The sequence below is a fragment of the Mesorhizobium sp. M1169 genome, assembly GCF_040318345.1.
GTDB lineage: Bacteria > Pseudomonadota > Alphaproteobacteria > Rhizobiales > Rhizobiaceae > Mesorhizobium.
In genome coordinates this window covers 1-13,315 of sequence record NZ_JAMYME010000056.1, presented here as the reverse complement: position 1 = coordinate 13,315, position 13,315 = coordinate 1, and the positions used below count along the sequence as shown (strand labels likewise).

15 protein-coding genes and 2 pseudogenes are annotated in these 13,315 nt (G+C 59.4%); 13 read left to right on the top strand and 4 right to left on the bottom strand.

The window, feature by feature from the left end; genetic code table 11:
• The first annotated feature begins 38 nt into the window (after window positions 1-38).
• From NKH41_RS31170 to NKH41_RS31130, 9 genes are all read left to right on the top strand, one after another.
• The gene (locus NKH41_RS31170) at window positions 39-965 is read left to right on the top strand and encodes a LysR family transcriptional regulator (protein ID WP_352935517.1); all 927 of its coding nucleotides are present in this window, start codon (window positions 39-41) and stop codon (window positions 963-965) included.
• 200 nt (window positions 966-1,165) lie between these two features.
• Window positions 1,166-2,599 (top strand): NAD-dependent succinate-semialdehyde dehydrogenase, encoded by a 1,434-nt coding sequence (locus NKH41_RS31165; RefSeq protein WP_352935480.1) that lies wholly within the window; start codon window positions 1,166-1,168, stop codon window positions 2,597-2,599.
• A 6-nt stretch (window positions 2,600-2,605) separates the two neighbouring features.
• Window positions 2,606-4,150, top strand: coding sequence for a fumarate hydratase (locus NKH41_RS31160; protein ID WP_352935477.1), 1,545 nt, complete (start codon window positions 2,606-2,608; stop codon window positions 4,148-4,150).
• 492 nt (window positions 4,151-4,642) lie between these two features.
• Window positions 4,643-5,140: an Lrp/AsnC family transcriptional regulator gene (locus NKH41_RS31155; RefSeq protein WP_352935474.1), complete on the top strand. Its 498-nt coding sequence runs from the start codon at window positions 4,643-4,645 to the stop codon at window positions 5,138-5,140.
• Window positions 5,141-5,305: 165 nt separating this feature from the next.
• Entirely contained in the window at window positions 5,306-6,712 is a 1,407-nt protein-coding gene (locus NKH41_RS31150; protein ID WP_352935472.1) for an aminotransferase, read from the top strand.
• 194 nt (window positions 6,713-6,906) lie between these two features.
• Window positions 6,907-7,632 carry a LuxR family transcriptional regulator gene (locus NKH41_RS31145; RefSeq protein ID WP_352935469.1) on the top strand — a complete coding sequence of 242 codons (726 nt, stop codon included), beginning with the start codon at window positions 6,907-6,909 and terminating at the stop codon, window positions 7,630-7,632.
• Window positions 7,633-7,711: 79 nt separating this feature from the next.
• Window positions 7,712-8,344: an acyl-homoserine-lactone synthase gene (locus NKH41_RS31140; RefSeq protein WP_352935514.1), complete on the top strand. Its 633-nt coding sequence runs from the start codon at window positions 7,712-7,714 to the stop codon at window positions 8,342-8,344.
• Window positions 8,274-8,840 carry a transcriptional regulator domain-containing protein gene (locus NKH41_RS31135; RefSeq protein ID WP_352935467.1) on the top strand — a complete coding sequence of 189 codons (567 nt, stop codon included), beginning with the start codon at window positions 8,274-8,276 and terminating at the stop codon, window positions 8,838-8,840. The genes NKH41_RS31140 and NKH41_RS31135 overlap by 71 nt, the downstream gene beginning before the upstream one ends.
• 46 nt (window positions 8,841-8,886) lie before the next feature.
• A complete protein-coding gene (locus NKH41_RS31130; RefSeq protein WP_352935464.1) occupies window positions 8,887-9,156 on the top strand; it encodes a DNA -binding domain-containing protein in 270 nt (89 codons plus the stop codon).
• Window positions 9,157-9,182: 26 nt separating this feature from the next.
• Here NKH41_RS31130 and NKH41_RS31125 read toward each other — a convergent pair whose 3' ends face one another.
• On the bottom strand, window positions 9,183-9,464 hold the full coding sequence (locus NKH41_RS31125; protein ID WP_352935511.1) for a hypothetical protein: 282 nt from the start codon (window positions 9,462-9,464) through the stop codon (window positions 9,183-9,185).
• A 116-nt stretch (window positions 9,465-9,580) separates the two neighbouring features.
• On the opposite strand from NKH41_RS31125, the gene NKH41_RS31120 reads away from it, so the two are divergent.
• The 3 genes from NKH41_RS31120 (at window position 9,581) to NKH41_RS31110 (ending at window position 11,133) form a co-directional block, all read left to right on the top strand.
• A complete protein-coding gene (locus tag NKH41_RS31120; RefSeq protein ID WP_352935461.1) occupies window positions 9,581-9,814 on the top strand; it encodes a helix-turn-helix domain-containing protein in 234 nt (77 codons plus the stop codon).
• A gap of 90 nt (window positions 9,815-9,904) precedes the next feature.
• A protein-coding gene (locus NKH41_RS31115; protein ID WP_352935458.1) for a transposase occupies window positions 9,905-10,778 on the top strand; the annotation gives its coding sequence in 2 pieces (ribosomal slippage) (window positions 9,905-10,245 and window positions 10,244-10,778; 876 coding nt in all).
• A 145-nt stretch (window positions 10,779-10,923) separates the two neighbouring features.
• The gene (locus NKH41_RS31110) at window positions 10,924-11,133 is read left to right on the top strand and encodes a DNA -binding domain-containing protein (protein WP_352935455.1); all 210 of its coding nucleotides are present in this window, start codon (window positions 10,924-10,926) and stop codon (window positions 11,131-11,133) included.
• Window positions 11,134-11,159: 26 nt separating this feature from the next.
• Here the strand turns inward: NKH41_RS31110 and NKH41_RS31105 are convergent, their stop codons facing one another.
• Window positions 11,160-11,441, bottom strand: a complete 282-nt coding sequence (locus tag NKH41_RS31105) for a hypothetical protein (protein ID WP_352935452.1) — start codon at window positions 11,439-11,441, stop codon at window positions 11,160-11,162.
• Between the two features lie 116 nt (window positions 11,442-11,557).
• On the opposite strand from NKH41_RS31105, the pseudogene NKH41_RS31100 reads away from it, so the two are divergent.
• A pseudogene (locus NKH41_RS31100) lies at window positions 11,558-11,759 on the top strand (helix-turn-helix domain-containing protein); the annotation flags it as partial.
• Window positions 11,760-12,434: 675 nt separating this feature from the next.
• Here NKH41_RS31100 and NKH41_RS31095 read toward each other — a convergent pair.
• The gene (locus tag NKH41_RS31095; protein WP_502906075.1) at window positions 12,435-12,986 is read right to left on the bottom strand and encodes an NADAR family protein; all 552 of its coding nucleotides are present in this window, start codon (window positions 12,984-12,986) and stop codon (window positions 12,435-12,437) included.
• A gap of 73 nt (window positions 12,987-13,059) precedes the next feature.
• Window positions 13,060-13,315: pseudogene (locus NKH41_RS31090) on the bottom strand (IS3 family transposase); the annotation flags it as partial.

Sequence of the window (13,315 nt, the reverse complement as noted above, 5' to 3'; positions counted from 1 at the left end):
AGGCACTGGGGATCATGCTCCGGTTGGATTTGGTCATCGTGGACATCAGGCAGTTAAGATACTTTGTCGGCGTCGTCGAAGCCGGCAGTTTTACAAAGGCAGCTGCGACCCTCAACGTCGCTCAAAGCGCTCTAAGCCTGCATGTGCGTCAACTGGAGGAAGGATTCGGCACCCAGCTCCTCGTTCGCGACAGGACCGGTGTCAGCGTCACGGCGTCCGGAGACAAGCTGCTTGAGCGCGCGCGGATCATTCTGAAGGAAATTCAGCTCACCGAGGCCGAACTGACCAACACGGTGGCTGCTCCTTCGGGAGAGGTGACCATTGGCATTCCTTCCGGAGCCGCTCGCGTCCTTAGCGGTCCCCTGCTTGAGTCAGTAAGAAGCGAATTGCCGAGGATCTCACTTAAGATGATCGAGGGCATGACTGGACCGCTGGAGGAGTGGATGGCTGCTGGCCGCTTCAATCTGGCAGTCCTGTACCGCACTGCGGAGAGCGTGGGGCAAATGACGGTGCTGGCCCGCGAAGAGTTTTGCCTGGTGGTGCCTCCGGGGGAACCGCCTTTGGAAGATTCGATACCGCTCGCCGACCTGCATGCGTTTCCGCTGGCGGTTCCGATGCGCAATAACAATGTCCGGCGTTCGGTGGCTGATGTCGTTGCGCAACACGGTTGTGTGCTCGACGTAAGATTCGAAGTCGACTCCCTTTCTACGATCATCAATATGGTCATGGAGGGAAAGGCGTATTCTATTCTTACCCCGTCAGCCATTCAGAAAGAGGCGTCTCAAGGCCAAGTCCGGACGGTTAAAATCATTGATCCAGTGATCACCCGTTCCGTTGTGCTTGCCGTCAACCCGAAAGATGAGCGCTCTCCAGCCGTTTCTGCGATCCGCAAGCTGATCCCCAAGGTCGTCAGGACATTGATCGAGAGCAGGCACTGGTCGGCCACGGCTCCGGACCGGGCTTAGGCACATCGTTCGAACCAAGTCCAAGGGCTATTGCTCCTCCGCGACTGCCTGAGCCGTATCAATCTGTATTCGAGATGGTTTTGGTCGATATTCCATATTTGACCGGGCGTGACCATCGCGATGAACTGCAGAGATGCGAGCCTAGGTCCGGATATCGGCTGGTCTCGCACTGGCAGGAATTCAGTCAAGCGGAGCATGCGATGTCCAACGCCACGAGCTATCAGCTTTTCATCAATGGCAGGTGGCGAGCCGGAAGTGCCGGAATTACTCTGCCGGTGATCAACCCGGCGACAGAGAAGGTATTTGGCTCGGTGGCCGCGGCTTCAGCGCCGGACCTGGATGATGCCCTTGCTTCGGCAGAGCGGAGCCGCAAGGCTTGGTCCGCACGGCCTGCAAAAGATCGTGGCGAGATCCTCGTAGCAGCCGCCAGGATCTTGGCAGCGAAGCTTGGAGCGGCAGCCAGAGACCTGTCGGTCGAGCAGGGAAAGACAATTGCCGAAGCGACAGGTGAATATGCGCGCGCTGTCGAAACACTGGAGTGGAACGGCACCCACGCCGAAGAGCTGTCGGCCCCTATTCCGATGGGCCCGAACCGGATAATCGTCCCGGAGCCCCTTGGAGTCGTTGCTGCCTTTACGCCTTGGAACTACCCGGCCGTTCTCATCGCCCGCAAACTCGCCCCTGCTTTGGCGGCAGGCTGTCCGGTGATCCTAAAAGGGGCTGAAGAGACACCAAGCGCGGCTGTCCATTTCGTCGAAGCCTTGCGACAAGCGGGTATCCCGGACGGCGTGGTCAATCTCGTCTTCGGCGTGCCGGTGCAAATATCCCGGCATCTACTCAGTTCGCCGATCGTGAAGATCTTGACTTTCACGGGCTCTACCGAGGTTGGAAAACAGCTCGCCAAGCTTGCCGCGAATAACTTGCAGCGGTGCATTCTTGAACTCGGTGGGCACTCCCCGGTCGTAGTATGCGAGGATGCCCACCTGGCAAACGCCGTACCGGCAATTTCGGAATACAAGTTCGAGTGCGCGGGCCAGAGTTGCAACGCGCCCAGCAGAATCCTCGTCGCGCGGCCGCTCTATGAAGAGTTTCTGTCCCGGATGACCGCAGTCGCCCGCGAAATCAAGATCGGCCCACCGGACGATCCGGCGACGGAGATGGGACCGATGGCAAACGCGCGGCGAATCGAGGCCATGGAGCGTCTGGTCAAGGATGCGGTCGATCGCGGCGCCCGCATCGAAACCGGCGGCACCCGCCTCGACCAGCCGGGTTTTTACTGGCCACCGACCATCCTGACAGGGGTGCCAAAGGATGCGAAAGTGCTTCATGACGAGCCGTTCGGGCCGATCCTCATCGTGGCGCCGTTCGACACGATCGAGGAGGCGATCGAAGAAGCCAACGCCACCGAGTATGGCCTTGCCGCCTACTTCTTCACCGCCGCCGCCGATGCGAAACAGGCGCTGATTCGCGGTCTTTCGGCAGGCGCCCTCAGTGTTAATTACCTGAAAGGGGTTTCCGCAGATGCACCGTATGGAGGCGTTAAACAGAGCGGCTATGGATATGAGGGCGGCGAACAGGGTTTTCGGAGCTTCCAGAACCTAAAACTGGTCAACGGGTTCGGGTCATTCGGATGAGATTTCGTGAATAAGAAAACACGGGCCATTGCCGGCAAGGATATCACAAAGAGCGTCGCCGACGCCCTTCAGTACATCTCGTACTACCACCCTCCCGACTATATCCGGTACCTTTCGCAGGCATACTCGCGCGAACAGAGCCCGGCGGCGAAGAACGCCATCGGGCAGATTCTGCTGAACTCTCGCATGGCGGCCTTCGGGCGGCGCCCGATCTGCCAGGACACCGGCCTCGTGGTGGTCTTCGCAAAGGTGGGCATAGACGCCCGCATCAGATCAACGGCCAGTTTCGCTGACCTCGTGAATGAGGGCGTCCGTCGGGCATATCTCGACCCGGACAACCCCCTTCGGGCATCGATCGTTGCCGATCCGCTCGCCGGACGGGTCAACACCCGCGACAACACGCCAGCGGTCATCCACATCGACCTCGTGCCCGGTAACCAGATTGAGATCACCATCGCCGCAAAAGGCGGCGGGTCGGAAAACAAGGCGCGTTTCACCACCCTGAACCCCAGCGCGTCCGTTGCCGACTGGGTGGTCGACACCGTTTCGACGCTTGGCAGCGGATGGTGCCCACCCGGCCTGATCTCGGTCGGCATCGGTGGTAGCGCTGAAAAGGCGATGCTGCTGGCCAAGGAGGCCATGAACGAGCCGATCGACATGTCGGAACTGCTTTCCAGGGGGTCTTCAAACGCGGAGGAGCAACTGCGGATCGAGCTTTATGAGCGAATTAACGCGCTCGGTATTGGCGCCCAGGGCCTTGGTGGTCTGACGACAGTGGTTGACGTCAAGGTTGCGACCTATCCTACACATGTGGCGTCCAAGCCTGTGGCACTTATCCCGCAATGCGCAGCTAACCGGCACTTGAAGTTTACCTTGGACGGCACAGGACCGGTACAGCTCCAACCGCCCGATCTTTCCGAATGGCCCCAGATCGGTCATGAGGATTTGCACATGACCGGCGTCCGTCGGTTCAATCTCAATGCGCTCACGAAGGAAGAGACGGCATCGTGGCGCTGCGGGGAAACCCTTCTTTTGTCCGGAAAGATGCTGACCGGCCGTGACGCCGCCCACCAGCGAATGGTTGACCTGATCGATGCCGGCAAGCCGCTCCCGGTCGATCTTCGGGGACGCGTGATCTACTACGTCGGACCCGTCCGCGCCGTGCGGGATGAGGTCGTTGGGCCGGCTGGCCCGACAACCGCCAGCCGCATGGACGGTTTTACTGAAAAGATGCTCGCCGAGACTGGGCTATTTGCGATGGTCGGCAAAGCGGAAAGGGGCCCGGCAGCCATCGAGTCGATTGTGAGACACAAAACGCCCTATCTCATTGCAGTGGGTGGCGCTGCGTACCTGATTTCAAAATCGATCAAAGCGGCGCAGATGGTTGCCTTTGAAGACCTGGGCATGGAAGCGATCTATGAATTTGAAGTGCAGGATATGCCGGTCATCATGGCTGTCGATGTTGAGGGGAACTCCATTCACAATTCCGGGCCCCTTGAGTGGCGCAAGCGCATGGCGGCCGACAGCATAGCCCGCAGCATCGGCGTTTGACTGTTCCCGGCGCAATCCGGCCAGACTCCCGCGCCGGATTTTGGGCCGCAACGGTAATACAAGCGCACTTTTGTGGTTCAGCTCCTCAGCGAGCCAGACAAGAAAGGCCTTCAAGTCGCTCGATGCCAAATCCTCGGATGTAACACTGCTTCGATCTACCTTCCGTACGATCGACACTCGATCACTGGCGAGGGCGCCAATCAGGTCAAGCACCGGAGATACCAAAAAAATGCGCTATCTATTTACCACGAGATCGCCGCCGACAGGCGATCACCCCTCTCCAATACGTCATCGCCCGGTTAGGGGAGGGGCAATAGCCCAACTGTTCTACAGCCTTTCTGGTTGGATCGTTCTCAGTCCCCCGGCTTCGACAACCTCGCAGTGAAGCTTGCAGGCCGAGGACGAATGACGCCACTATATTCGTTCGCTTCGATTGATGATGGAATGGTTGGTACTAATTGCGCTGCGACTACCGCTTGAGAGCAAAAGGTCATGAAGTCGAAACCCGATCCTGTGCGACTCGACGCTTGGGATGTCCGGATTCTCTCAGAGATCCAGTCAGATGGCCGGATTTCGAAAAGCGAGCTCGCAAAGCGTGTTCACCTTTCGGCGTCGGCCTGTTCGGAGCGGCTCCGCGTGCTCCAAGCCGCAGGGATCATTGAGGGGTTTTACGCGCGACTAAGTCCAGCCCTCATGGGAGGCATTATCTCTATAATGGTTGAGGTGGTTCTGGATCGTCATCGTCTCGAGGACCAACGGCACTTCGAGACTGCGATCCAAGAGATTCCGGAAGTCCTGGACTGCTGGGCTATCGGGGGGCGGATCGATTATCTTATGCGCGTTTCATCTCCTTCCATGGCTGCGTATCAGGATTTCATGGAGGAATTGCTGCAGGCAGGCTTGGGTATCGACCAATACTACAGCCTTGTCGTGACCAAACGAGTGAAATCCAACTCACCGATTCCTCTGTCCGCCCTGAGGCAACGGTAAAAACTCCCGAAGCCTTGGTTTTCACGGCAATTGGTACCGATTCAGTGAATTCGTCGGCCAAGGATGTGCATTTCCGCGAAACCGGAAACATGTTGGTCGGTATGCTGGTTTCCAACGGGCTGCTGACCGAACGTTGCCAGCCGACTGATCGCAAAGAGAGGGACGATGCGCCTGAGTAATCTGGGAACCGAGCAACTGCGGGAGAAGGATCGAAGCTTCGTCTTTCATCCGTCTACACACTTGGCCAAGCACAGCCGCGGCGAAACGCCAAACCGTATTATGGCCGGTGCAGAAGGAGTCTACATCTGGGATTCGGACGGCCGAAAGAGCCTTGACGGTTTCGGCGGGCTCTACTGCGTCAATATGGGATATGGATGCACGGAGATTGCCGAGGCTATCGCCCGGCAAGCGCACGAGTTGCCGTTTGCCCATGTCTATGCGAGCCAAGGCACCGAGCCAGTCGCCCTCCTGGCAGAGGCTGTGGTCGAATATTTCGGGCAGAATATGCGAAGGGTCTATTTCGGCCTTTCCGGTTCTGATGCCAACGAAACCAACATCAAGCTGGTCTGGTACTACAACAACATCCTCGGCCGGCCTGAAAAGAAGAAGATCATCTCGCGGAATCGCGGATATCACGGGTCCGGGCTGGTCACCGGTAGCCTGACAGGCCTTCCCTTTTTTCACGATTTCTTCGACCTGCCTCTGAATTTGGTGCGCCATACGATGGCGCCGCACCATTACCGCCAGGCGCATGAGGGGGAAACTGAAGAAGTCTTCTCCAAGCGCTGCGCCGACGAACTTGAAGCCCTTGTTCTTGCTGAGGGCCCAGAGACCGTGGCAGCCTTCATCGGAGAGCCGGTACTTGGGACCGGAGGCATCGTTCCGCCCCCAAAGGGATACTGGACCGCGATCCAAGGCGTGCTCGACAAGTTCGATATCCTTCTTATCGCCGATGAAGTGGTCTGCGGCTTTGCTCGAACCGGTGAGAAATTCGGTTCCCATCTCTATGGCATGCGTCCAGATTTCGTGACCATCGCCAAGGGCTTGAGTTCAGCCTACCTGCCCATCTCCGGGTCAATTATCGGCGACCGCGTCTGGTCGGTCTTGGAACAAGGAACGGAAAAGCACGGCCCACTCGGCCATGGCTGGACATATTCCGGTCACACGCTTTGCGCGGCGGCCGCGCTTGCCAATATTAAATTGCTAAAGGAAAGAAACATCTTGGAACATGTTCGGGATGTCGGACCGTACTGGCATGCCCGCATGAAAGCCGAACTGGAGGGACATCCCATTGTTGGCGAGGTTCGCGGCGTCGGCATTCTATCCGCCGTGGAGCTGATGCGGGATCCTAAAGGGCGAGTAACATTTGAACCCGGACTTCAGGTCGGCGTGCGCGCCGCCGCTGCTCTGTTTGAGAACGGTGTCATCGGCCGCGCTATGCCGCATGGCGATATTCTCGGCTATGCCCCACCTCTGATCATTACCCGAAAAGAGATCGACATCATCGTCGATGCGACTGCGAAATCAGTCGATACGACCTATCGCGCGCTAAAGGCCGAAGGCGCAGTATAATTGCTGGCGCCCACCAGCATTTTTTTGCCGCGGCTGCCCGGTCCCATTTGATCGCGGCCTTTGGGCGGCGAGCCCTGCCGGTGCACCTCCCCGCCGGCAGGGCGCATTTTTGAGACGTCGCAAGTCCACCTGGACTTGCTGCCACCTGCAAGCAAGTTGCCGAAGACCCAAAGAAGGTGCTGACAAGGACAGATATGCAACCTGTCTTCGAAAGATTTCTGGAACGGCTTTGGGACAGCGTCGATGAGGTCGATTTCCGCAGCGCTCTCGCCGATGTGGCCTCAAAATTCGACCTGCTCGCCGTCGCCTACCTCTCGCTGCCGCCGCGCTCTAGGGACAAGCCCACGCTGATCTCGAACTATCCGGCGCCCTGGACAGCGCGCTATCTGCAGCACCAGTACCAGAGTGTCGATCCCGTCATAGTGCGCGCCCGCTGCGGCGGATACCCATTTCGATGGGGCTCCGCACTACTGGGGGTTGACCCATCAGAAGCCGAGCAGAGGGTCTTTGACGAAGCGGCGCAGTTCGGCATTTGCTGTGGTTTGACGATCCCGATTATCGATCACCGCGGCAATTTTGCGGCGATGACCTTTGCCGCTGACGAGCGCGATCCTGCATTTTTCCGCGTCGCGGAACGCTATGAAGACGACCTCCCATACGTTGCGACCTGTTTTCACATGTTCGCTCGACGAAAACTGTCCGCTGACCGGATCGTCGACGGTGTGCCTTTGACGGCGCGCGAATACGAGTGCGCGCAATGGGCAGTACGTGGCAAGACGGCCTGGGAGATGGGCTGCATCCTTGGGATCACACAGCGCACGGCCGCGTTTCATCTCGATAACGCTCGCAGGAAGCTCGGTGTAAGGACCAGAAGCCAGTTGGTTGCGCTTCTCACCATTTCGAAATCCTCGTATCGCTGATATTCTACCTGTGCAACTGCACAGGCAGCGCAAGCGCAAAGCTTCGCCTCCAATACCGGGGAATTTTCCCCGGCTCTTGATGATCCAGCTGATTGCACCAGACTGCTACGAGGACTTTGCCGACGACCTGCATGCAATGCATCGCCTGCGCTACCGCGTCTTCAAGGAGAGACTCGACTGGGAGGTGAGAGGAGGTGGCGGCTACGAGATCGATTCCTTTGACGCGTTGAGACCTCACTACCTGTTGCGGCGCGGTTTCGACGGTTCTGTCGATGGTTGCGTGCGCCTTCTGCCCTCCACAGGGCCGACAATGCTTCGCGACACCTTTCCCGTACTGTTGGACGGAAAGACGCCGCCTGAGCTGCCGAGCATATGGGAAAGTAGCCGCTTCGCGCTCGACATTCCCTCGTCCGCACCAAAGGGAGCGGGCGGCATAGCGATCGCAACCTATGAACTTTTCGCCGGCATGATCGAGTTAGGCGTCTCGCGCCAGCTCAGCCATATCATAACCGTGACCGACTTGCGCATGGAGTGCATCCTTCGTCGCGCCGGCTGGCCGCTTGAGCGAATCGGAGAGCCGCAAACCATTGGCGTCACCCGCGCCCTGGCAGGCTATCTCGAAGTCTCGCCGCCGATGCTCCATGTGGTGCGGCAAAACGGCGGCATTGGCGGTCCGGGGTTCTTGGCCAGGTGGCATGAGATCACGCGATGAAGGCGGGCAGGGGAGCACGGTCATGCCCATATCCGTCACGCCAGTTGCCGATCAGGACTGGCAGGATCACTCCTCTTATGACTGCACCGCTCATTTGACGTTGCGTGGCTGGGCCCGGGAATTCTTGCGTCGCAACCCGGCATTCCACAGTGACCTGCTCGCTGCGCTCCAGCAAGCCCATACACTGTTTCGCGGAGCCCTTATCGACGTAAACGCTTCGGCCGGCGATCTCTCGCGCTGGGGTGTTTTGGCTGAGTCCTACAGTCGCGGTGCGGTCGTGTTCTGGTGTCCGCGCCGGTGCGCCCGTGTATTGCCTGTCGTTGCGCAACAGCCGTCCGCATCGCCAACCGCATCGCCCTTCGACCTGACGGCACTGTCATGTCGTGCCACAGTCCTGCTGAGGCCCGACGAGAGCCAGCACGTCCTTTTTCCCAATGGGACTCCAGCTCGCAGTTTCGGGTGCGGATATCCTGCGGCCCGTTTGCCTGCGTGCTGAGGCGATTTGGCCCGCAACACATTTAAAGTATCTCTTGTGAGCTCGAATGCCTAGATATTCTTTGTGCTCAGGGCGAATTGCCCGCCCGCTTGTTTCCGCCCGAAAGATGCGGCGCCCGAATGACCTTTGTTCTCGCGCGCTTGACGGATCGCTCGCCGGAGCCTCACATCGCGAAATTGCTGAGGCGCTGATCGGTCAACGGCGCGTCCACTCCGACTGGAACGATCCTCGCGATCACCTGCGCGATCGCATGCGGCGCGCCGTTTCTCGTGGCCGCGCACTGATGAATGGCGGGTACCTGGACTTCCTCGTCTGAAAAGGCGTGGCAATCCGCGCTGCATTTCAGCCGCCGAACAGGTGCTTGCTGCCGGTCGTCACTATCCAATTCGCGCGATCTATATGGCTGCGAACAGCCTTGCGGGCGCGGACCGGTTCAAGGATCGGGTCGATGCCGAGAATGCGATCGGCCATTTCCTCTACGCTGACATTGTAGGCGCAGGCGTCGAGGATGCGCAGGTAAACGCTGCGATGCTGCCTGTCGTAGCTCGTGATGCTGTCCGACCAGGGGACTTCGTCGCACAGAGCCGAGCATCGAGTCTTATCTGTTCCCGTTGAACCATTCATGCCTGCTGCCAACCTCGCCTGTTGAGCGCTGGATCCAACGCAGCCTATCCCAAAATAGGATAATCCGAAACCAGGATTAGTCGCTGAGCCGGTCTTTACCTGACCGGTTCGCCCGCATGCCCAAATCCCTTCGATCGCCCCCCCACCGGCGGTTTCTGGCCCAGCTGGTTTCGCTGCGCAAGGCCAAAGGCCTGACCCAGGCGCAGGTGGCTGAGAAGCTTGGTCGTCCGCAATCCTTCGTGGCCAAGTACGAAGGCGGAGAGCGGCGTCTCGATGTCATCGAGTTTCTCGAGGTAACCCTGGCTCTTGACGCTGACCCCTGTGAGATTCTGTCGAGCCTCCGGTCCTAGAGCGGTTTTGCCAAATTCGGAGTCGCGGGTTTGCATTGAGTGGCTTGTTCTGATTCCCTGATCGAAGTGATTTGCCAAAGGAGCAACGGCATGGCGCGAGCCTACGGCGTGGATTTGCGAAAGCGTGTGGTCGAGGCGATAGACGAAGGTCTGTCGACCCGGGCGGCGGCGCGGCGGTTTTCGATCGGGATTTCGACGTCCGGCGCGTGGTATCGCGAGTGGCGTTCGCGTGGCAGGCTGGAGCCTGGCCGGCAGGGCAAGCCGAAGCTTTCGAAGCTCGATGCGCACGAGGCGTTCATTCTCGCCCTGGTGGAGACCGACGAGCGGGACATCACGCTTGCTGAGATCGCCGAGCGCCTTGCCGAGCGCGGCGTCAAAGCCGGCGTGACGACGGTCCACGAGTTCTTCGCAAAGCGCGGCATCACGTATAAAAAAGACGGCGCACGCGGCCGAACAGCAGCGCCCGGACGTTTTGGCCGCGCGAGAAGACTGGTTCGACGGACAGCTCGATCTCGACCCAAGCCGCCTGATCTTCATCGACGAAAGTGGCCTCAATACAAAGATGGCGCGGCTTCGGGGTCGCTCGCCGCGTCTCAACGGGATCGCCGCTCCCTGGCTTCTCGACGGTGCGATGGATGGCGAAGCGTTTCTGGTCTACCTGCGCCGCGTCCTTGCGCCGACGCTTCAGCCCGACGACGTCGTCGTGATGGACAACCTCCCGGCTCACAAGGTAGCCGGCGTTCGCGAGATCATCGAGGCGGCCGGCGCATGCCTACGCTATCTTCCGCCCTACTCGCCGGACTTCAATCCGATCGAGATGGAATTCGCCAAGTTGAAGGCCTTCCTGCGAAAGGTCGCCGCGCGATCCATTCCAGAACTGTGGGACGCCGTGCGCCTCGCAATCGATCGATTCGAACCAAAGGAATGCGAAAACTTCTTCGCCCATGCCGGCTACGATGCGTGACCCAAATTATTCCGAAAACGCTCTAGCGGCGCCCGCGCGCCTAAGGGCGCTGACCGAACCGAGCCAGCTTTTCTTCGGCGGGCTCAGGCAGTTTCGGCCATTCGGTTTCGCCCCTGACGCGGGCAGGCCTTTCGGCTACTGAAAGATGCGGCGCCCGAATGACCTTTGTTCTCGCGCGCTTGACGGATCGCTCGCCGGAGCCTCACATCGCGAAATTGCTGAGGCGCTGATCGGTCAACGGCGCGTCCACTCCGACTGGAACGATCCTCGCGATCACCTGCGCGATCGCATGCGGCGCGCCGTTTCTCGTGGCCGCGCACTGATGAATGGCGGGTACCTGGACTTCCTCGTCTGAAAAGGCGTGGCAATCCGCGCTGCATTTCAGCCGCCGAACAGGTGCTTGCTGCCGGTCGTCACTATCCAATTCGCGCGATCTATATGGCTGCGAACAGCCTTGCGGGCGCGGACCGGTTCAAGGATCGGGTCGATGCCGAGAATGCGATCGGCCATTTCCTCTACGCTGGCATTGTAGGCGCAGGCGTCGAGGATGCGCAGGTAAACGCTGCGATGCTGCCTGTCGTAGCTCCTGATGCTGTCCGACAGGGGACTTCGTCCATGACGTCTGGCTTCATGTGCGCGCTTTGACCGTTTGATTTCGAGCATAGGGTGGCCGTCGGCCGGATGGGGTCCCGGCCCGACCACCTCACCAACGGGTCAACTATAAGGAATAGGACGATCATTCCTTGAACGATAATTCTTTTTCAGCGCCTATCTCGCCCGTGGATCTCAAAGAGGTCATGGCGATCAACATGCGTCGCTTGCGCCATGAACAGGATCTGACGCAGGAAGAGTTGGCTGCACGCGCGGATCTCAGCATGCGCTATGCGGGCTCGATCGAGCGTGCCCGCGTCCGCAAGCGTCAGCGTGCTGGGACGACTTGCGGAGGCATTCAGCGTTGACCCCTGCGAGCTAATAAAACCCGCAAGGGTTAGCATTCGCGATCGGCTTCGGCGGAAGCGGAAAATCCAGCCAGCTCTTGACGGCGCTCGCGGGCCTGACGACGCGCACCGGGTGATCGTGAACCAAGCCGGCTTTATTTCGGCAAGCTCAGGCAGTCTCGGCCAATCGGCTTCGCCCACTGGCGCGGGCAGCCTGTCGGCTGCTGCCGGTCGCGGGCCATCAGACCCGCGCAGTTTCCCGATGGCGCGGGGTAGGCGGAACTCCCTTCTAGACCCGCCGCGGCGTCCCGCAACCCTTCGCTGTCGCTTCGGGTCCTCCTCTTCGTTCTGGTCCTTCGGATGCGGTCCGCCCTTCGACGGCGAGTCTTCCGGTCGCGTCTCGCCGAAAGGCGCGCGATTGAAGAGCGGAGGACGAAACGATGCGTGCAAACATCATCAGCCGGCTGGACCATGACCGCCGGGGCAACAGCTCGAGTCGAACCAGACAGCTTCCAACCCCCAGCGCTTTTCACAAGTCCAGACACAGCCGCGGTGGAAAAGACGCCGCGACGCCAGCCGTCCGCCGCTCAGCGCCAAACAAACTCAGATGCGTCATGAATAAGAGGGCTAGAGTAACACCCCCTGTGTAGGCTTATTGCTAGATTCTTCAGCTGTCGATTGAGTGATCTTGTCTATAGTAAGGGCTGGATCCGCCGGACTATGCGCCTTGAGGGCCATGCGCTTTAAGGTCGGAATTTGCCGACCTAGGAGCACGAAATGCGGGATGTCGAGCGGTAGCACCTCGGCGATCCGATCCGGGTCGCTGCCCAAGACCTCGCGTAGCTCCATCAAAAGTCTGCCCAGGACATTCCGGCCCGCAAGATGATCGTCTTTCTGCTGCCTTTGCGCCCCAATAGACGTCTTTGCGCGAATCCTCAACTATTGGTCGGTCGCCCGTCGCCAGCAGAAGCGCCGAGAAGGTCTCCCAGTTCTGAGCCAGCTTCACCCGAAGACACCAGCGCATCACCTGAACCCGGATATCCTCCCAATCCGGCCGGGAATCCTTACGATATGGCTTGGATTTCATCTTGGCTGTCATCGGACTGGTTTCGTCGATGACTATTCGCTGGATGTCGGGCCTATGTGGCAACCGACACGCTTGATAGAGGGCTTCGGATGTGCGTATCAGCTGACCCAGCATTGTGATCGGAAATCCCGGCGCCATGTTCGATAGGCCGCCGAAATCCTCAGTCGTCCTGCGGAAGCTGATGACTTGATCGCGTTGATAGCTTCGAAATTCGGCTTGGGCCGTGAGCTAGTTCGTTTGACCTGCCACTGAATTTTCATCCGGCTGCAGTTAGAGCCTCGGCGGGTTTTACGCCGTATGGCGCGGGTTGAGCAACGGGTGATCGGCGGAGCTGGTCGGGGTTGCGCAGCCGATCGTCCGTTGCGGTGAGATTGGCGGCATAGGCCGCAGGCGTGATGTATCCGAGCGCCGAATGTGGGCGCGATCGGTTGTACAACACGACGAGAGAACGCCCACGGGACCGAGGAACGCAAGTTTCTTTATCCATGGCATCCCTGGGCCGGGCGTTGTGT